The sequence below is a fragment of the Leucobacter salsicius M1-8 genome, from assembly GCF_000350525.1.
Classification (GTDB): Bacteria; Actinomycetota; Actinomycetes; order Actinomycetales; family Microbacteriaceae; genus Leucobacter; species Leucobacter salsicius.
Window position 1 is genome coordinate 47,555 of record NZ_AOCN01000013.1, and the last position, 17,734, is coordinate 65,288.

General features: G+C 66.3%; 19 protein-coding genes. 10 read left to right on the plus strand and 9 right to left on the minus strand.

Translation table 11 applies throughout. The annotated features are described in order from the left end of the window. The first annotated feature begins 43 nt into the window (after positions 1 to 43). Together C795_RS0104815 and C795_RS15255 are read left to right on the plus strand one after the other, a co-directional pair. Positions 44 to 727 carry a FadR/GntR family transcriptional regulator gene (locus C795_RS0104815; RefSeq protein WP_017792627.1) on the plus strand — a complete coding sequence of 228 codons (684 nt, stop codon included), beginning with the start codon at positions 44 to 46 and terminating at the stop codon, positions 725 to 727. After that, entirely contained in the window at positions 714 to 1,919 is a 1,206-nt protein-coding gene (locus C795_RS15255; RefSeq protein WP_017792628.1) for an MFS transporter, read from the plus strand. Before C795_RS0104815 ends, C795_RS15255 begins: the two co-directional genes overlap by 14 nt. Before the next feature lie 15 nt (positions 1,920 to 1,934). On the opposite strand, the gene C795_RS0104825 is transcribed toward C795_RS15255, so the two are convergent. Continuing rightward, positions 1,935 to 2,153 (minus strand): hypothetical protein, encoded by a 219-nt coding sequence (locus tag C795_RS0104825; protein WP_017792629.1) that lies wholly within the window; start codon positions 2,151 to 2,153, stop codon positions 1,935 to 1,937. Between the two features lie 156 nt (positions 2,154 to 2,309). Between C795_RS0104825 and tagD the strand changes: the two genes are divergently transcribed. Continuing rightward, positions 2,310 to 2,708, plus strand: a complete 399-nt coding sequence (gene tagD, locus C795_RS0104830; RefSeq protein WP_017792630.1) for a glycerol-3-phosphate cytidylyltransferase — start codon at positions 2,310 to 2,312, stop codon at positions 2,706 to 2,708. Between the two features lie 15 nt (positions 2,709 to 2,723). Here tagD and C795_RS0104835 read toward each other — a convergent pair whose 3' ends face one another. The 4 genes from C795_RS0104835 to C795_RS0104850 all read right to left on the minus strand — a co-directional run bounded on the left by C795_RS0104835 (position 2,724) and on the right by C795_RS0104850 (position 6,611). Beyond that, positions 2,724 to 3,749, minus strand: a complete 1,026-nt coding sequence (locus C795_RS0104835; protein WP_017792631.1) for a magnesium and cobalt transport protein CorA — start codon at positions 3,747 to 3,749, stop codon at positions 2,724 to 2,726. 130 nt (positions 3,750 to 3,879) lie between these two features. Then, positions 3,880 to 4,659: an amino acid ABC transporter ATP-binding protein gene (locus C795_RS0104840; RefSeq protein WP_017792632.1), complete on the minus strand. Its 780-nt coding sequence runs from the start codon at positions 4,657 to 4,659 to the stop codon at positions 3,880 to 3,882. Further along, positions 4,656 to 5,696 carry an amino acid ABC transporter permease gene (locus C795_RS0104845; protein ID WP_026139457.1) on the minus strand — a complete coding sequence of 347 codons (1,041 nt, stop codon included), beginning with the start codon at positions 5,694 to 5,696 and terminating at the stop codon, positions 4,656 to 4,658. Before C795_RS0104845 ends, C795_RS0104840 begins: the two co-directional genes overlap by 4 nt. 18 nt (positions 5,697 to 5,714) lie before the next feature. Then, complete coding sequence (locus C795_RS0104850) at positions 5,715 to 6,611, minus strand: ABC transporter substrate-binding protein (RefSeq protein ID WP_017792634.1); 897 nt, start codon at positions 6,609 to 6,611, stop codon at positions 5,715 to 5,717. A gap of 203 nt (positions 6,612 to 6,814) precedes the next feature. On the opposite strand from C795_RS0104850, the gene C795_RS0104855 reads away from it, so the two are divergent. From C795_RS0104855 to hisC, 3 genes are all read left to right on the plus strand, one after another. Beyond that, positions 6,815 to 7,732 carry a methyltransferase family protein gene (locus tag C795_RS0104855; protein WP_017792635.1) on the plus strand — a complete coding sequence of 306 codons (918 nt, stop codon included), beginning with the start codon at positions 6,815 to 6,817 and terminating at the stop codon, positions 7,730 to 7,732. A gap of 46 nt (positions 7,733 to 7,778) precedes the next feature. Next, positions 7,779 to 8,123, plus strand: a complete 345-nt coding sequence (locus C795_RS0104860) for a VOC family protein (RefSeq protein ID WP_017792636.1) — start codon at positions 7,779 to 7,781, stop codon at positions 8,121 to 8,123. Between the two features lie 165 nt (positions 8,124 to 8,288). Then, positions 8,289 to 9,374, plus strand: a complete 1,086-nt coding sequence (gene hisC, locus C795_RS0104865; RefSeq protein WP_017792637.1) for a histidinol-phosphate transaminase — start codon at positions 8,289 to 8,291, stop codon at positions 9,372 to 9,374. A gap of 54 nt (positions 9,375 to 9,428) precedes the next feature. On the opposite strand, the gene C795_RS0104870 is transcribed toward hisC, so the two are convergent. Next, the gene (locus C795_RS0104870; RefSeq protein ID WP_017792638.1) at positions 9,429 to 10,130 is read right to left on the minus strand and encodes a B3/B4 domain-containing protein; all 702 of its coding nucleotides are present in this window, start codon (positions 10,128 to 10,130) and stop codon (positions 9,429 to 9,431) included. Positions 10,131 to 10,415: 285 nt separating this feature from the next. Here C795_RS0104870 and C795_RS0104875 point away from each other — a divergent pair, with 285 nt between their 5' ends. From C795_RS0104875 to C795_RS0104890, 4 genes are all read left to right on the plus strand, one after another. Beyond that, complete coding sequence (locus C795_RS0104875; protein ID WP_017792639.1) at positions 10,416 to 11,429, plus strand: ABC transporter substrate-binding protein; 1,014 nt, start codon at positions 10,416 to 10,418, stop codon at positions 11,427 to 11,429. Between the two features lie 5 nt (positions 11,430 to 11,434). Further along, positions 11,435 to 12,385 (plus strand): ABC transporter permease, encoded by a 951-nt coding sequence (locus C795_RS0104880; RefSeq protein ID WP_017792640.1) that lies wholly within the window; start codon positions 11,435 to 11,437, stop codon positions 12,383 to 12,385. A 16-nt stretch (positions 12,386 to 12,401) separates the two neighbouring features. Continuing rightward, positions 12,402 to 13,193, plus strand: coding sequence for an ABC transporter ATP-binding protein (locus C795_RS0104885; protein WP_017792641.1), 792 nt, complete (start codon positions 12,402 to 12,404; stop codon positions 13,191 to 13,193). A 210-nt stretch (positions 13,194 to 13,403) separates the two neighbouring features. After that, positions 13,404 to 13,901, plus strand: a complete 498-nt coding sequence (locus C795_RS0104890; RefSeq protein WP_017792642.1) for an Lrp/AsnC family transcriptional regulator — start codon at positions 13,404 to 13,406, stop codon at positions 13,899 to 13,901. 79 nt (positions 13,902 to 13,980) lie between these two features. Here C795_RS0104890 and C795_RS0104895 read toward each other — a convergent pair whose 3' ends face one another. Genes C795_RS0104895 through C795_RS0104905 form a run of 3 tightly spaced genes read right to left on the minus strand, consistent with a single transcriptional unit; the run spans position 13,981 to position 17,689 of the window. After that, positions 13,981 to 15,609, minus strand: a complete 1,629-nt coding sequence (locus tag C795_RS0104895; protein ID WP_017792643.1) for a DHA2 family efflux MFS transporter permease subunit — start codon at positions 15,607 to 15,609, stop codon at positions 13,981 to 13,983. Between the two features lie 47 nt (positions 15,610 to 15,656). Then, on the minus strand, positions 15,657 to 16,277 hold the full coding sequence (locus tag C795_RS0104900) for a response regulator (protein ID WP_017792644.1): 621 nt from the start codon (positions 16,275 to 16,277) through the stop codon (positions 15,657 to 15,659). Continuing rightward, on the minus strand, positions 16,274 to 17,689 hold the full coding sequence (locus tag C795_RS0104905) for a sensor histidine kinase (RefSeq protein WP_017792645.1): 1,416 nt from the start codon (positions 17,687 to 17,689) through the stop codon (positions 16,274 to 16,276). Before C795_RS0104905 ends, C795_RS0104900 begins: the two co-directional genes overlap by 4 nt. Positions 17,690 to 17,734 lie beyond the last annotated feature (45 nt).

Genomic DNA, 17,734 nt, shown 5'->3' on the forward strand with positions numbered 1-17,734 from the left:
TATGATAACCATACAACTAGTTCAATCTGCAAGGATGTTTCACGTGAGACCAATTCAGAAACGCTCCCTCGTAGACACGGTCGTCGACGAGCTCAAGCGCGAAATCAGCGAGGGCAACTGGGTCGTAGGCGACCGAGTCCCCTCAGAGGCAGAGCTCACCACGGCACTCGGCGTCAGCCGGCCGTCGGTACGAGAAGCAGTGCGGGCGCTCGTCCAGGTCGGGCTGCTCGAGACCCGGCAGGGTGACGGCACCTACGTCATCGCGACCGATCCGACCGAGGTCGCCCTTCGGCGCGCCCTCGACTCGGCAGACAGCCGCGAGGTGATTCGCGTGCGCCGGGCCCTCGACGCACTGGCTGCCCGCGAGGCAGCGATCTCGCGCACCAAGTCAGACGTTGAACGACTCACCCAGCTCCTCGCGGCCCGACGGGACGCGATCGAGGCGGGTGACACCGCCGCGTTCGCCGAGGCCGACGTTGCGTACCACCTCGGCATCGCCAACGCGTCGGGCAATCGCCTGCTCGCCGGCATCTACGCGAGCTTCGATGGCTCGCTGCGCGAGTCCGTCACCGACGCGTCATGCCTCGCGAGTGGCACTGATCCGGATCGTGCCGATATGCACGTCACCCTCCTGCGCGCGATTGCCACGCAGGATCCAGATGCCGCTCAGGCCGCGGCCCTCGGGGTCCTCGAGCAGCAGGAACGGCTGCTCGATGAGCAGCACTAGCCGCCGTCGGGGCATCGCCGCTGGCGCGCTCATTCTCGCAATGGGCCTCAGCGTACGGTTTCCCATCACCTCGGTTTCCCCCCTGCTCAGCGACATTGGTGAGCACTACGGGCTTGGACAGTCGGGGCTCGCCGCGCTCAGCTCGATCCCCGTGCTGCTGTTTGGCCTCGCTTCGCCGCTCGCACCGTGGCTCGTGGTCCGCCTCGGCCTCGAGCGCGCTCTCACCGTGCTGCTGGCGACCCTTGCATTCGCCACGCTCGTGCGCCCGCTGAACACACCGCTGCTGTTTGGCGGCACCGTCATTATCGGGGCGACGATCGCGCTGATCGGGATCCTGGCGCCCCAGGTGATTCGGCGCTCGCTGCCCAAGCGCGGTGGGTTCTGGACCGGTGTGTACACGACCGCATTCGGGGCAAGCGCGGCAGCCGGGGCCGCCTTCGCCGTCCCCGTGTTCACGCTCGTTAACGAGCACACCGCGATCGCCCTCGCGAGCTGGGCGATTCCGCTGCTCATCGCGCTGGGCGTCACCCTCGGGTTCGTGCCGGCGCTGAAGGGCGAGGGGCCCGAGCGCCCCGGCGCGATCCAAGCCCCGGCCGGTTCGGTATTCAAGGCCCGCGGCCTGTGGCCCGTCACGGGGTTCTTCGCGTGCCAGGCGCTCATCTACTTCTCGCTCACGGCTTGGCTGCCCACGATCGCGGCCGATCGCGGCATGGATCCGGTGCAGGCCGGCCTGCTGCTCGCCTGGATGAGCATCGCGGGGCTGCCCGCCTCGCTGCTCGCTCCCACGCTCGCGGGGCGCGCGAACCTGCGCACCGCGCTCATCGTGACGGTCGGGCTGCTCTCGGCCACCGGCCTCTTCGGCCTGGCCTACGGCCCGCTCGCACTCGCTCCGGTCATGGTGGCGGTGCTCGGCATCGCGCAGAGCGCCGCTTTCGGCCTCAGCATCGCACTCATCGTGTTCACCGCCCCGAGCGCAGCGCAGACCGCGTCGTTCTCGGCGGTCAGCCAGGGCGTGGGCTATCTCATCGCCGCGAGCGGGCCCCTACTGCTCGGACTGTTTGCCCAGCTCGGATGGAGCTGGGCAAACATCGTCGCGCTGCTGACGGTGGCCTCGCTGGGTGTGCTCGTGTGTGGCGTCATGGCCTCACGGGCGTCACTGAAGCCCGAGGCCACGGCTGATCCAGATCAATAACCCGCGGTCTGGTGCCTAACTGCGGCCCAGATCACGCTCCGGATCATCGGAATCATCGGTGTCGGCGGTGTCCGTATCGGCGTCAGCGTCTGCATCGTCACCCTCGTTTGCCGAGTAGATGTGGGTCGCCGGGCCCAGGTGCGAAGCACCGCCCTCATCAACCCACCCGTCGCCGGGGGTGTGCGCGGGGTCTGAATCGTGGTCAGGAACCCGAGGTTCTTCGGAGAATTGCATCGTGGCCTCCCTTTCTTCAAAAGGGGTCGCGTCGTCGCTGACCCGTATTCACAGCCTACGCTTGAGGGCCCGAAGCTGAAAGGGGTGACCGGCCCGAGGGAGGCGGCTCACAGCAGGAACTCTGCATTTGGACAGCGCGGACTCTACTATGGAGGAATGAAGCGGATCCTCACCTACGGCACCTTCGACCTTCTCCACTGGGGTCACATCCGGCTGCTGCGCCGAGCCCGTGCGCTGGGCGACTACCTCGTCGTTGCCGCCTCGACCGAGGAATTCAATGAGGGCAAGGGCAAGAAGACCTACCACGACTTCGGGACGCGCAAGAATATGCTCGAGGCCGTCCGCTACGTCGATCTCGTAATCCCCGAGCAGGCGTGGGACCAGAAGATCCGCGACGTGCAGAAGTATGAGATCGACGCCGTGGTCATGGGCGGCGACTGGGAGGGCGACCCGCGCTTCGAGGTGCTGCGCGACTATTGCGAGGTCATCTACCTTGACCGAACCGAGGGCGTCTCGACCACCAAGATCAAGAAGGATCTGGGCGTCAACGCCTAGTGGCGTTGCCCCGCGTCACAACCAGTTCTTGCGCTTGAAGATGACGTAGAGCGTGCCCGCGAATCCGAGCATGACCGCGATGGTCAGCGGGTAGCCGATGCCCCATCTGAGCTCGGGCATGTTGGCAAAGTTCATCCCGTAGATTCCGCTGATCAACGTCGGGGCGAAGATGATGGCCGCCCAGCTCGAGATCTTCTTCATCGAGTCAGACTGCTCGATGCTGGTCTGCGTCATCTGCGCCATCTCCTCCTCGCGCGCCTGAGTCGCGAGGCTGAGGTGCACGCTCAGCACGTTCTGCAGCAGCTGGCGATAGTTGTCAATGCGGTCGCAGATCGGAATCAGATGGTCGACCACGTCGCGAAGCGAGTGTCGCAGCTCGACTTCATGCAGCCCCACGGCTTCAAGCTGGTACGGGTCGCGCAGCGTCTCGAGCAGCGGCTTCGTGGCACGCTGAAACGTGACCACCTCCCGCGACAATAGGTAGATACGGCGGGCGAGCTCACGGCTACTGCCGTCGCCATCGAACAGTTCGTCCTCGATCTCATCGAGCGCCTGTTCAATGCCGAGCATCACTGGCTCGTACTCGTCGACCACCCGGTCGACGATGGCGTGCAGCACGCTCGCTGGCCCAAGCTTCAGCACCTCAGGGCGGCCCTCGAGGGCCTCACGCACCCCCGCAAGCTTCGGGCGCTCAGCGAGCCGGATCGACACCACAAACCCCGGCCCGACAAACACGTGGAGCTCTCCGAACTCCACCAGGTCATCCGCTTCGATGTAGCGTGCTGGACGCAACACCACGAATGCGGTGTCGTCGTAGCGTTCAAGTTTGGGACGCTGGTGCCCAAGCGACACGTCTTCGAGCGCTAGTGGGTGGAGCCCGAAGACCTCGCCCAGCTCCTGAATCTCAGCGCCGCTCGGATTCAGCAGCCCCGCCCACACGAATCCACCCGTAGCCCGCGCTCTCGCGGCCGCCTCGGGAATCGTGATGGGCCCTGAGACGCGTTTCCCCTCAAGGTATACGGCCACATCGACAATGCTCACTGCTGCCCCCTCGCATCACGTCGGCACCGACTCCATCGAGCGTATCGTTCCCTAAACAAGAAAGGTGCCCTTCGCAGAGAATCTGCGAAGGGCACCGATCCGGATCCTGGGACCCGAGATGAAACGGGCGCTACAGCACCTTCGAGAGGAAGGCCTTCGTACGCTCGCGCTGCGGGTTCGACAGCACCTCAGCGGGATCGCCCTCTTCCACGACGACGCCGCCGTCCATGAAGACAAGCTTGTCGGCGACCTCGCGAGCAAAGCCCATCTCGTGCGTCACGACGATCATCGTCATGCCGCTCTCGGCGAGGCCCTTCATGACGTCGAGCACCTCACCGACGAGCTCGGGGTCGAGCGCGCTGGTGGGCTCATCAAACAGCATGAGCTTCGGGTCCATCGCGAGCGCACGCGCGATCGCGACGCGCTGCTGCTGCCCGCCCGACAGGTGCGCCGGGTAGTAGTCGTGCCGGTCGGCAAGCCCCACCCGGGCCAGCAGATCCATCGCGCGCGTCTGCAGCGTCGCCTTGGAGCCCTTCTTCAGCAGCGTGGGCGCCAACATTACGTTCTCGAGCGCGGTCTTGTGGGGAAACAGGTTGAAGCGCTGAAACACCATGCCAATGTCGCGCCGCTGCTTCGCCGCCTCCTTGGGGTGCATCTCGTACACCTTGTCGCCGTGCTGGCGGTATCCCACCAGCTCGCCGTCGACCCACAGGCGTCCCGCATTGATCGTCTCGAGATGGTTGATGCAGCGGAGGAACGTGCTCTTGCCCGAGCCCGACGGGCCCACGAGGCACAGCACCTCCCCGCGCTTGACCTCGAGCGAGATCGACTTCAACACCTCGTTTGAGCCGTAGGCCTTCGATAGCGCCTCGGCCTTCACCATGGGCGTGCTCTTGGTTGACTCACTCATGCTCCGCCTCCTCCGGGCCGTTCATGCGGCGGCACAATGTTTCTGCCACCGCCCTTGCTCGGGTAGGTGGGGGTCGGGTCGTGTTCGACACCCATGACTGTGATCGACGACGTCGCGACGCTCGGCTTCATCACATCGGGGCGCTGGTCGACGCCCTTCGCGAAGTGCTTCTCTAGGTAGTACTGACCGACCATCAAGATCGACGTCACCAGCAGGTACCAAATCGATGCCACAATCAGCATCGGCACCGGCTGGTAGGTGACGGCTGCAATGTCGCGCTGCCGGCCGTACAGGTCGAGCGTCAACGGGACGGCCGCAACCAGCGATGTCGTCTTCAGCATCGAGATGACCTCGTTGCCCGTCGGCGGAATGATGACGCGCATGGCCTGGGGAAGAATGACCCGGGTCATGGTATGGCCCCAGCCCAGTCCCAGCGCGATGGCGGCCTCGTCTTGCCCCTTGTCCACCGACAACAGACCCGCACGCACGATCTCGGCCATATAGGCGGCCTCGTTCAGCGCGAGGCCGATGACGGCGAGCGTGAAGTAGTTGAGCAGATCCTTCGTCTCGATCGTCGCGACGAATTCCGTGAACGGAACCCCCAGCGAGATCGACTTGTAAATGATCGGCACGAGGCCCCAGAAGACGAGCTGCACGTACACGGGCGTACCGCGAAACAGCCACAGGTACACCCACGCGACGGATCGCACGACCGGGTTGGGTGACAGCCGCATCACGGCAATCGTGATACCCAAGACGATCGCGATGATCATGGAGTAGACCGTCAGCTGCAGCGTGACCCAGGCACCCTCGAGGATGCGGGTGTCAAACAGGTACTTGCCTACCTCAGGCCAGTTGAAGACGGGGCGATTGAACGCGGCGTCGTAGATGAACAACACGGCGATCACCACGATCACCACGGCGAACGTGTTACGCCAGGGGTGGCGCAACTTAATCGCCTGGATCGCCTCGGGTGCCGCGTGAGCGGTGGGGGGCGGGGTTACTGGCCCCGCCCCCTCCATCCGGTTCTCAGACATAGCGCCTTGACCGGCCGCTTAGTTCTCGCCCGCGTTGATGGTCGCCGTCGTCAGCGCACCTGACTCGATGCCAGCCTTCTTGAGGATCTCGACGTAGGTGCCGTCGTCCATGAGTGACTGCAGTGCAGCCTGCACGGCCTTCGTCATGTCGCTGTCCTTCTGGGTTGCGAATCCGTAGGGCGCGGCATCGAACAGCTCGCCCACGAGCTCGAGCTTGTCGCCCAGCTTTGCGACAGCGTCGCCGGTCACGGGCGAGTCAGCCGAGAACGCGGCGGCGCGGCCGTCGATCACGGACTGCGTCACCTCGGGCTGGCCGTCAAAGCGCAGTACCTCGATGGGCTCCTTGCCCGCGTCGGTGCACTCCTTCGAGCGTGCCGGCATCTCCTCCGTGTCCTGCACGGTCGTCGCCTGGACCGCGATCGTGAGACCGCAGGCGTTGTTCGGGTCGACGTCAGAGCCGACAGGTGCGGCCCACTGGCTACCGGCGTTCAGGAAGTTGACGAAGTCAACCGACGCCTGTCGCTCCTTCGTATCCGTGAAGGACGAGGAGCCCATGTCGAGCCCGTTCTCCTGGATCCGAGGAATGATGCTGTCGAAGCCCATGATCTCCCACTTCGGCGCGAGCCCAAGCTTCTCTGAGACCGCAGTGGCGAGTTCGACACCCCAGCCGATGGGGTTGCCGTCGGCGTCCTTGTACTCGTTGGGCGGGTACTCGGCATCGGTACCGATACGCAGCTCGCCCGAGTCCTTGACCTCTGCGGGCAGCAGAGCGACGGCAGCGTCGTCGACCTTGACGGTCGAGGTGCCCGAATCTGCAGGCTTGTCGGTTGGCGTTGCACCATCAGTGTTGGTGCAACCGGTCAGAGTGAGCAGCGCGGCTGCAGCCATGGCAGGAAGCGCGTAGCGAATCTTCATTGATCCCTCTCAATTGGGAAGACCAGGTCGCCCTGGTGTTGATGTCGTTTTGAGTGTAGTACCCCGCATTGGTCACTTGACTACAGAGTATCTACCCCGCTCAATACCAGGGCTGTTGCAGGCGTGTTTTTTGGCGCAATTGCACCAATGCGCACCTCTCGAAGCGTCCATAACGTTCTGGTGACACCGCTTAAACTGATGCCGTGTCGCCCTACTCGCCCTCCCTCGCCCGCGGGTACTTCGCGGTGCAGGCCGCCGCCGCGGGTGCCTGGTGGCTGCTCGTATTTGCGGTCGAAGCAGTACGCACCGCGACGCTGGGCAGCCTCGATCCGGTGCTCGTCGGCGCGCTCGACGTACCTCTCTTCGCGATCGCGTCCTTGCTGGTTGCTGTCGGGGCGCGCTGGGCGGTCTGGGTGGTATGGCCGTGGACGCTCCTCGTCACCGTGGCGCTGGCGGGATATGCGACCGTGACCGGCCTCGCGGGCTGGGGCGTCGTCGCCATGGTCGCGGCGAGCGCCGGCACCTCGGCCGCGGCCCTGCTCCTCGTGTGGGGCCGCATCCCGACCGAGCTCATGCTCTCGGGGCCGCTACGTATTCGCGAGGCTCGGGCGGCCAGCGCGGCGCGGCATGCCACTGCCACGGGCGCGCAGATCGTCATCTTCTGGGGTCTCTTTCTGGTGGCCATTCCGCTCGTGATCTCCGTGCTCGAGCAGCGCTGGGGGCTCGCAATTTCCGTGCCCGCCTGGATCCGGATCGCGGGCGGCGCGCTGCTCGCGGCGGCGAGCGCGCTCGGTATCTGGTCTGCGCTCGCGATGTCGACCCGGGGCGAAGGCACTCCGCTCCCCTCGGCCACCGCGCGCAGGCTCGTCGTGGCCGGGCCGTACCGGTTCGTGCGCAACCCGATGGCCCTCGCGGGCATCTCGCAGGGCGTTGCGGTGGGGCTACTGCTGGGTTCGTGGCTCGTGGTCGCGTATGCCCTCGCCGGTTCGCTCGTGTGGAACTGGGGCGTGCGCCCCCACGAGGAGGCGGATCTCGAGGAGCGGTTTGGCGCGGAGTTTCGTGACTACCGGGCCGAGGTGCGATGCTGGGTCCCCAGGTTACGGGCGTACGCTCGCCGGTAGCGCCGCGAGTGCACGACGGCGTGACCTGCGAGGCAAAGGAGCCCCCATGATCGGCGAACTATACGGCGTCGTGCTCGACTGCCCCGACCCCGCGACGCTCGCGGAGTTCTACCGCTCGCTGCTCGGGGGCCGGATCCAAACTGACGTTGAGTGGGTCGACCTCGTGCTCGCCTCGGGCGTGATCATCAGCTTTCAGTCGTGCCCGGGCTACGTGCCGCCCCGTTGGCCGGGCACCGATGGCGACCAGCAGGCCCACCTTGACGTGCGGGTGGCAGACCTCGCCGCGGCAGACCCGACGGTGCGAGCCGCGGGCGGCAGGTTTCTCGAGGCCCACGACGGGTTCTATGTCTACCTCGACCCCGTGGGCCACCCGTTCTGCACGGTGCTGTAGACCTCGCATCTCGGGTATACAGACTGCACACTCATCCTGCGGTGTGGGGATGCTCGGAGTACATGATGACAGACGCTTTCACCTCCATTTGCATGACCCTCATTCCATTCCATACAGTGCAAGACATCGAGCCGTTTCTGTCTCGCCCGCGTTCATTGGAGAATCATGCAGGTCCACCTTCGTCAAAGCCTCACGCACGTGCCCCCGTACCGGCAGGGCAAGCAACCCCTCCCCGGTGCCAGCAAGCTCTCCTCAAACGAGTCCCCGCACCCCCCGCTCCCCGCGGTAGTTGAGGCCGTCGCCCAGCAGCTCGGCACGATCCACCGTTACCCCGACATTGCGGCCGTTCCCGTACGCAGCCTGCTCGCCGAACGCCTCGGGGTAGAGGCCGAGAGCATCACGCTCGGTGCTGGCTCAGTCGAGGTCGCCGCGCAGCTGATTCACGCGACCACCGAGCCGGGTGACGAAGTCATGTTTGCCTGGCGTTCGTTCGAGGCCTACCCGTCGCTGGTGCGCATCGCTGGCGCGGTTCCCGTCGAAGTTCCCCTCGACGATAACGCCGCCCACGATCTCGATGCGATGCTCGCCGCAATCACCCCGCGCACCCGGCTCATCTTCATCTGCAACCCCAACAACCCGACGGGTACTGTGGTCGCGGCCGAGGCGCTCGAGGCGTTCATCTCCGCGGTGCCGCACAACCTGCTCGTCGTCGTCGACGAGGCCTACGTGCACTTCGATCGCACGCCGAGCCGCGCAGACGGCATCCAGCTCTTTCACCGGCACCCGCACGTCGCCGTGCTGCACACCTTTTCCAAGGCGTACGGGCTCGCAGGTCTGCGCATCGGGTACGCCGTATCGCCGCCAGCGGTGGCTGAGGCGCTGCGCAAGGTCGCGGTCCCGTTTGGGGTATCGAGCCTGGCCCAGGCCGCTGCGGTCGCCTCACTCCAGGCGGAGGACGAGCTCGCTGTGCGCATCGAGGAGGTCGTGACCGAGCGCGGCCGCATGTTCGATGCGCTCCAAGCCGCCGGTCTCAACCCCGTCGAGTCCCAGGCCAACTTCGTGTGGGTGCCCGATCAGAACGCCGCGGGCGTGACAGCGGTGAGCCTCGGCGAGCTGCTCGAATCGGGCAAGGTCGTGGCCCGGGTGTTCCCGGGCGAGGGGATCAGGATCTCGAGCGGGGATGCGACCGATGTGGGTCGCGTCGTGGCCGCTATCAGCACGATCGCTGCGGCGCAGCCAGCAGCGGTGTAGTTAGCGCAGGTAAGCGAGTGCCCGGGCCCCGACGGGGTTCGGGCACTCTGCCGTCTACAGCGAGAATGCGCGAGTGTGGGTGTCCACCCAGCCCGTGTCTACCTGCCAGTCGCCCAGCTCGCGCAGCGTGGTGGCCAGGTCGTGCTGCGCCGCCCGCACCGCCGCCTCGTTGGCGTCAGAGAACCCGTCGATGGGAAACAGGATGTTGGTGCTGTGCGCGCCGATCTTGCCCGTCTCGCTCTGACGCCAGATCCACCGCCGGGTGCGCACCGACGAGCCTGCCGCGTACACGACCTCGTCGGGCGCGACCTCTTCGGGCTCCGTCGCCCCAAACGGAATGAACTCGTCGCCGGTGCGCGCGAGACGAATGCCGAGCTCACCCGCGGTCGAGTCAATGTCGTGCGCCCCGATGGGCACGCGGTGACGCAGGGAAACGGCGTTGCCGAGGTCAACAACGGTGTTGATGCTGGGCATTCCCTTGCCCTTGGCGATGCGCGAGAGCAGCGCTTCAATCGAGCACTGAAACTTGTTGGGGTTGATGCCCATCGCCGTGAATGCTTCACGGTAGCGGGCAACCGATGGATGGGCGCGAACGTCGGTGTCGGCCAGCGCCGCCGTGCACTCACTGACGCTCTCGGTGAGGAGCGCCCCGACCTTCGGATTCGGCGCCGAGTTGTCGATCCCCGAGACCACAATCACCCCAAAGCAGGCTGGTCCGAGTGCATCGAATACGTCGTCTTGAACGGTAAATCGCATGGAGTTCCTTTGCTGTGGGCAGTCGATGTGAGCGTAACGGAGGGCACCGGCCCTGAAACACTCGCACCCCCACGAACGCAAATCGCTATACAGCTTGCATACCACCTCTCCGATTTCACTTGCGCAAATGCACCATCTGTCTATGCGCGGCCCGACGAGTGGCAACGCACCAAATGGTCTCGTTACGATCGAGGCCTGGACAGTGCTGTTCACCCGCAGTGCTTCCGCATCTGGCGCCAATTCGGGCTCGCAGATCGAAAGCCACCTTCGAATGAGGAAATGACAATGACCGTCAACCGCCTTCCCCGCAAACTGCTCACCCTCGCGGCCCTCGCCGCGACCGCTGCGCTCGGCCTGAGCGCCTGCTCGCCCAGCGCCGGCAACAACGAAAGCGCCGGCGGCGCTGAAAAGGTCACGATCGGCATCGGCCAGTTTGTGCAGGCCCCGCCCCTCGACGCCGCAACGAAGGGCTTCAAGCAGGCCTTCATCGATGCCGGCTACGTCGAGGGCGAGACCGTCGAGTTCGACGTGAAGAACGCCAACGCAGAGGTCGCCACGAGCACGACCATCGCGCAGACCTTCGCCACGCAGGGTGTCGACCTCGTGCTCGGCGTTGCCACCCCGATGGCGCAGGCCGCCATGCAGAACATCACCGATGTTCCCGTGCTGTTTACCGCGGTCACCGACCCGGTCGCCGCCGATCTCGTCGAGTCGAACGAAGCCCCGGGCTCCAACGTGACCGGCACGAGCGACCTCACCCCGGTCGCCGACCAGATCGACCTCATCACCGAGATTCGCCCCGAGACGAAGAAGATCGGCATCGTTTACTCATCGGGCGAGGTGAACTCGCAGGTGCTCGTCGAGCTGGCCCGCGAGGCGGCCAAGACCCACGGCATCGAGATCGTCGAGGCCACCGTGACGAACGCCGGCGAGCTCAAGCAGGCCACCGAGTCACTGGGTGACGTTGACGCCATCTACACCCCAAGCGACAACCTCGTTATCTCGGGCATCGGCGCCATCGTCGGCGTCGCCGAGGAGCGCGGCATTCTGGTCGTCGGTGCCGACGCGGCACACGTCGAGGGCGGCGCAGTCGCCACCATCGGCATCGACTACGAGAAGCTGGGCAAGCAGACCGGCGAGATGGCCGTGCGCATCCTGAAGGATGGCGAAGACCCCGCCACGATGGCCGTCGAGACGTCGAATGAGCTGCAGCTCGTGCTCAACCTCGAGTCGGCCAAGCGCATCGGCGTCGAGCTCCCCGCTGAGCTCGTCGACCGCGCTGACAGCACGATCGAGTAACGACCGTGATCGGAGCTCTCGAACTCGGCCTCATCTATGGCGTGATGGCCCTCGGCGTCTACCTGACGTTTCGTATTCTCAACTTCCCCGACCTCACGGTCGACGGCAGTTTCACCACCGGAGCCGCCGTCTCGGCAGCCATGATCGTGAACGGTCAGAACCCGCTGCTGGCCACCCTCGCGGGGGCCGCAGCGGGGCTCATCGCGGGCGCCGTCACCGGCGTGCTACATACCAAGGGCAAGATCGATGGACTGCTCGCCGGCATTCTGACCATGATCGCGCTGTGGTCCATCAATTTGCGCATCATGGGCATGGCGAACGTGCCGCTCTTGCGCGAGGACACCCTCTTCACGCCACTGCGCGAGGCCGGCTGGATCGGCAAGACCTGGCTCGCGGTGCTTGTCATCGCGGTGGTGCTGCTCGCTCTGAAGCTGCTGGTCGACTGGTTCCTGTCGACCGACCTGGGGCTCGCGATTCAGGCCACCGGCAACAACGAGCAGATGATCCGCAGCTTCGGTGTCAATACCGACGGAATGAAGATCCTCACGCTCGCCCTGTCGAACGGTCTCGTCGCACTGGCGGGCGCCCTGGTGGCGCAGTACCAGGGGTTTGCTGACATCAGCATGGGCATCGGCCTGATCCTGATCGGCTTGGCCTCGGTGATCCTCGGCCAGGCGGTCCTCGGTCAGCGCAACATCTTCATGGCCAGCCTTGCGGTGCTCGTGGGATCGGTGCTCTACCGACTCATCATCTTCTTCGCACTGATCGCGGGCCTCAACCCGAACGACATGCGCGCGGTCACCGCGGTGCTCGTCGTGGCGGCCCTGCTGCTGCCGCGTTGGGGGTTCCTCAAGAAGATTCCCTCGCTCAATCAGCGCGGCAATCGAAAGCCCTCGCAGGATCCCCCCAGAGAACCGGACGTCTCCGCGACGACCGGCGTCAAGATTCCCGTTTAAGGAAGGTAGCTAGAGCATGCTCAACATCGATCACATCTCCAAGACCTTCTTCCCGGGCACCATCAATGAGCGCAAGGCCCTTGTCGACGTCAGCCTGCGGCTCGAGCAGGGTGACTTTGTCACCGTCATCGGCTCAAACGGCGCGGGCAAGTCCACGCTGCTCAACGCGGTGGCCGGTCGGTACATCGTGGATACCGGCGAGATCTCCATTGACAACAAACCGGTCACCAAGCTGCAGGAGTACCAGCGCGCCAGGTACGTCGGCCGGGTGTTCCAGGATCCGATGGCGGGCACCGCGCCCGACCTGACGATTGAGAAGAACCTGTCGCTCGCCCTGCTGCGCGGCAAGCACCGCGGGCTCAAGCGCGGCACCACCAAGGAGCGCCGCGAGCGCTTCGTCGAGGAGCTTCGGTCGCTCGAGCTGGGGCTCGAGAATCGGCTCACCGCCAAGGTGGGGCTGCTATCGGGCGGCCAGCGCCAGGCGCTCTCGCTGCTGATGTCGGGGTTCACCGAGCCCAGCATTCTACTGCTCGATGAGCACACGGCTGCGCTCGATCCGCAGCGCGCCGCCCTCGTCACCGATCTGACCGAGCGCATCGTGACAAGCGGCGGCCTCACCACCCTGATGGTGACGCACAACATGGAGCAGGCGCTGCGGTTGGGTAACCGGCTCATCATGATGCACGAGGGGCGCATCGTCTTCGAGGCGAACGCCGAACAGAAGCGCGAGCTCACCGTGCCGCTGCTGCTCGAGGAGTTCGCCAAGATCAAGGGCGCCCAGCTCGACGATCGCGCGCTGCTCGCCTAGCTAAGCCCACGCGTCACGCACCGATCCCGCGAAAGCCACCTCAGAAACCCGGGTTTCTGGGTGCGTTTCGCGGGATCCGTGCGTTGGGCGGGATCCGGATCACGCCTGCGGCGCCGCCCGGCCCGCGAGGCCCACTCCCGGGCACCGGGGCGCGCCACGCACTCTCCACGACCGAACTGAATAATATTGAGACTGAATACGAGGACGACTGTGGCGAACAACGAGGTGGAATTGCAGATCGATTCATTGGACGCTCGGCTCATTCAGCTGCTGAGCGCCGAGGCGGGCATCTCGATCGTCGAGTGCGCAAGGCGCCTGGGCGTCGCCCGCGCCACCGCGCAGAGCCGGCTCGACAAGCTGCGCAGCAAGGGCGTCATCGCCTCAGAGGCTCCCTCGATTGAGCCCGCGGCCCTCGGATACCCGCTGCGCACGTATTGCATCATCCAGGTGCGGCAGACCATCAGTCACGACGTGATCGCCGAGCGCCTCGCGCTCATCCCCGAGATGCTCGAGCTGCACACGATCACGGGTGACTTCGACATGATGGCCACCGTAGTGTCGCGGTCGACCGTCGATCTGCAGCGCGTGCTCGACCTGATCTCAAACACCGACGGCATTCTGCGGGTCTCGACGCGCCTCACCCTGGCGAGCCACTTCAGAAACCGGGTGCTTCCACTCGTGCAGCAGGCCTCTGAGCAGATTCCCTAGGCGGCTCACGCTCAGGATCACGAACCACCGCTTCTGCAAATCACTCTTGGGACCGGCGGCCGCGCTCAGGGCGCAGCGCCTACTTCGACGCGCGGCGCAGCTGCATCGCCCCGACGAACCCGAGCGCCAGGAACACGAGACCAACGAGCATCGAGAACCGCGTCGCATCGGTGAATCCTGACGCGAGCGCGTGCACAGCCGCATCCGTGTGTTCCCCGAGCTTGCTCGCGGCGCCCTCAGCGCGCAACTGCGTGATCGTGGTGCCCGCCGACTGCCGGGTGGCCGACGCCAGCTGATCGGCCTGCGCCGACGGCAGTCCCGCCCCCGCGAGCGCTGCCGGCAGCGTGAACGCGAGCGACACCGAGAGCGCAGCTCCGGCGACGGCCGTGCCGAGCGCCGAGCCGATCTGCCGCACCGTGCTCTGGGTCGCTGACCCCTGCCCCGAGACCTCGACGGGCACGTCGCGCAGCACGGTTCCCGTCAGCTGCGCCGACGCGAGCCCGAGCCCGAGGCCGTAAATCACGAGCGGGGCCGCTACGACCCAGCCCGAGCTGTCGGGCCTCAGCACGAGCGCGACACCGGCGACGCCGAGCACTTCGAGGCCGAGGCCGATCAACACGGTGCCGGGTGCGCCGAACTTGGCCGCCACGTGCCGGGCTGCGGCGCCCGACATGAACGCGCCTACCGCCATTCCCGCGAGCACGAGGCCCGCCCCCATGACGTCGAGGCCCAGCGCGTTCACCAGGTACAGCGGCAACACGAACACGATCGTGAACTCGCCGACCGCCACCATCGCGGCGGTCAGGTTGCCCCACGAGAACGTGCCGAACTTGAAGAGCCCGAGGTCGAGAATGGCCGAGCGTTGCACACGTTCACGGTGCCGCTCCCAGAACACGAACAGCGTGAGCGCGACCGCGGCGAGTGCGAAGGCGACCGGCACCGCCGACACGGGAGCCGACTCAGACCACTTCCACCCGAACACGGTGAGATCGGCCTTGGGCTTCCACCAGCCGAGATCCGGACCCTCGATCACCGCGAACACGAGCGCGCCAAAGCCGATCGCGCTCAGCAGCGCGCCGTCGACGTCCATACCGGGTCGGTCGGTCCCGCTCTTGGTCTCGCGCACCGTGAAGAGCGCCGCAATGAACACGAGCGCGCCGATCGGAATATTGACGAGGAAGATCCAGTGCCACGAGGCCCACTGCGTGAGCGCGCCACCCGCGAGCGGGCCGACGGCGGCGGCGCCCGAGATCACGGCGCCCCACACGCCAAACGCGGCCGCGCGGTACTTGCCGCGGAAGGTCGCGTTCACGGTCGACAGGGTCGACGGCATGATGAACGCGGCGCCCACGGCCTGCACGGCGCGCGCCGCGATGAGCGGTCCGGCGGCATCGGCCATGGCGGCGAGCACGCTACCGCCGACGAATACGACGATGCCGATGAGGAACAACAGCTTGCGTCCGAGCCGGTCAGATAGCTTGCCAGTCGATAGCAGCAGCGCCGCGAGCAGCACCGCATACAGGCTGTTGACCCACTGCGCATCGGTGAGGTCGAGGTGAATATCGGCGATGATATCGGGAAGCGCGACGCCCACGATGGTGCCGTCGAGCACGATCATGCCCAGGCCCGTGGAGAGCACGGCGAGCGATAGCCAATCGCGGCGACCGGGCGCGCGCGTATCCTTGGTCTGTTGATCCCGCGATGTCATGGCGCCCCGTCCCGTCGGTGTTGTCTCGCGTGACCGCCGTGGTCGCGCTAAATCAGCCCTGCGTCTTCGGCGACTCGGATCGCCCTCGACCTACTATCGACCTCTAATTTTCCAAATATATGCGACAAGTGACTCTTGATGGTCGCTTCTGACACGAACAGTTCGCGCGCGATCTCGCGGTTCGTCGCACCGGTCGCGGTAAGCCGCAGCACCTCGACCTCGCGCTCCGTGAGTTTGGGGAGCGGCTGCCGCATGCCACTGAGCACGCGGGCGGCCAGGTCGCCGGGCAAGAACAAGCCCCCTGTTGCGGCCCGTTCGATGCCCTCGATGATCGTCTCGGGCGCGACATCCTTGAGGAGGTAGCCCGCCGCCCCCGCCTCGATCGCACCAATCAGCTCGGCATCGCGGTCAAAGGTCGTGAGCATCAACACCGCGGGGGCCGGGGAAAGCGCGCGCAGCTGTTTGGTCGCTGCGATGCCATCAATGCCGGATCCCAGCCGCAGGTCACACAACACCACATCGGGCTGCAGCGATTGGGCGAGCAGTACGCCCTCCTCGCCCGTTGCGGCCTCTCCGACAACCTCGATACGTCCGGTGGCCTCGAGCACGGCTCGCAGGCCGCTGCGCACCACCGGGTGGTCGTCGATCAGCATCACGCGCACGCTCACTGGGCGGCTCCTTCGTTTGGCTCACCTGAAAGTGTAGGGCTGGCAGGGGCGTTGGTGTGGACGGTTGAGGCTAAAGCGGCTGGTGCGGCCAGGGGCAGGTATGCGCTGATGGCGCAGCCCTCCCCGATCGCGCTCTCGATGTCGAGCCCGCCCCCTAGGTCGTGCAGGCGTTCTCGCATGAGGCGCAGGCCGTAGCTCGCGCTGCCCGACGCGGCAGCCTCGGTCGGCCACCGTTCCGCCGCAAACCCGATTCCGTCGTCGCGCACGTCAAGCCGCACGCCGCCGCCCGCGGCCGACAGCGTGACATCGACGCGGGTTGCCTGGGCGTGCTGGCGCACATTCGCAAGCGCCGACTGCGCGACGCGCAGCAGCGCCACCTCAACGCCAACCGGCAGGTGCGGCAATGCCTCGTCAACATGCAGTTGTGCGCGGAGGGCCGACGAGTGATCGTGCGCAAACCGGCCGACCAGGCGCTCGAGCGCCTCCGAGAGCGCGCTGGCCTCGAGCTCAGCCGGGGTGAGCGCGGCAATGATGCGGCGCACATCGCCCAGACTCTCGCCCGCGAGCTGCTCGATGCGTTCGAGCGCGCCAGGCGCGGCATCGCTCGGGCCAGGCAATGCCGACGGAAGAGCCACGCCCCCGGGGCCGCCCGGGGGCGTGGGGGCCGATCCGGATCCCACCGCCTCGGGCCCGCGAGCAGCCGTCGCGCCCGAGGCCGCGTGGGCGATCAGCCTGATGGACGAGAGGCCCTGGGCCACCGTGTCGTGAATGTCCCGGGCGATGCGGGCGCGCTCGCCCATAGCCCCCGACTGCCGCTGGGCAAGAGCGAGCTCGCCCTGCAGCAGTTCGGCCTCGTGGCGGGCCTGGGTGAGGGAATCGACGAGCGCCTCACGCTCGGCCGCGTCGTGCAGCAGCTGCAGGTACCCCCGTGAGATGCCGAACGCGAAGATCCCCCCAATGAGGGGCCCGAAGATGTTGGCGTAGCTCGTGGTGCCGTGGTGCAACACCGGAGCGACCACGACGACCGCATACACGAGCGCCGAGAACCCCAGCGCCCACCACATCGGCAGCAGATGCCCCGCGAGCAGCCACAGCAGAAACGCGAGCCAGACGAACTCCGCTGACACCGCGACGGCGGCACCCCACACCGCCGCAAACCCAATGAGCCACCAGGTCGCGATCCAGCGTGGGCCGTTGGCCGGCAGCAGCGCACCGGCGGTGTGCCAGGCGAGCACAGCGGCGCCCGCAACGATCGCCGCCGCGACGTCAGTGCCGTCGCTCACCGCGCGCACCACCCCGATGGCGGTGAGCGCGAGCGCGATCACGTGCTGCCCGACGCGCATAGCGCGGGCCGTGCCCGATGCGGGGCCGAGCCGGCTTGCGCCCCGGGCCCCGGGAAGCGACGTCACCATGTCCATGCTCCTTATTCTGCGCTACTCGGCACCGACTGTGTGGTT

Coding starts and splice junctions, on each gene's coding strand:
- C795_RS15255 (WP_017792628.1), top strand. CDS start 714: ATGAGCAGCACTAGCCGCCGTCGGGGCATCGCCGCTGGCGCGCTCATT.
- C795_RS0104825 (WP_017792629.1), bottom strand. CDS start 2,153: ATGCAATTCTCCGAAGAACCTCGGGTTCCTGACCACGATTCAGACCCC.
- tagD (WP_017792630.1), top strand. CDS start 2,310: ATGAAGCGGATCCTCACCTACGGCACCTTCGACCTTCTCCACTGGGGT.
- C795_RS0104840 (WP_017792632.1), bottom strand. CDS start 4,659: ATGAGTGAGTCAACCAAGAGCACGCCCATGGTGAAGGCCGAGGCGCTA.
- C795_RS0104845 (WP_026139457.1), bottom strand. CDS start 5,696: ATGTCTGAGAACCGGATGGAGGGGGCGGGGCCAGTAACCCCGCCCCCC.
- C795_RS0104850 (WP_017792634.1), bottom strand. CDS start 6,611: ATGAAGATTCGCTACGCGCTTCCTGCCATGGCTGCAGCCGCGCTGCTC.
- C795_RS0104860 (WP_017792636.1), top strand. CDS start 7,779: ATGATCGGCGAACTATACGGCGTCGTGCTCGACTGCCCCGACCCCGCG.
- hisC (WP_017792637.1), top strand. CDS start 8,289: ATGCAGGTCCACCTTCGTCAAAGCCTCACGCACGTGCCCCCGTACCGG.
- C795_RS0104870 (WP_017792638.1), bottom strand. CDS start 10,130: ATGCGATTTACCGTTCAAGACGACGTATTCGATGCACTCGGACCAGCC.
- C795_RS0104875 (WP_017792639.1), top strand. CDS start 10,416: ATGACCGTCAACCGCCTTCCCCGCAAACTGCTCACCCTCGCGGCCCTC.
- C795_RS0104885 (WP_017792641.1), top strand. CDS start 12,402: ATGCTCAACATCGATCACATCTCCAAGACCTTCTTCCCGGGCACCATC.
- C795_RS0104895 (WP_017792643.1), bottom strand. CDS start 15,609: ATGACATCGCGGGATCAACAGACCAAGGATACGCGCGCGCCCGGTCGC.
- C795_RS0104905 (WP_017792645.1), bottom strand. CDS start 17,689: ATGGTGACGTCGCTTCCCGGGGCCCGGGGCGCAAGCCGGCTCGGCCCC.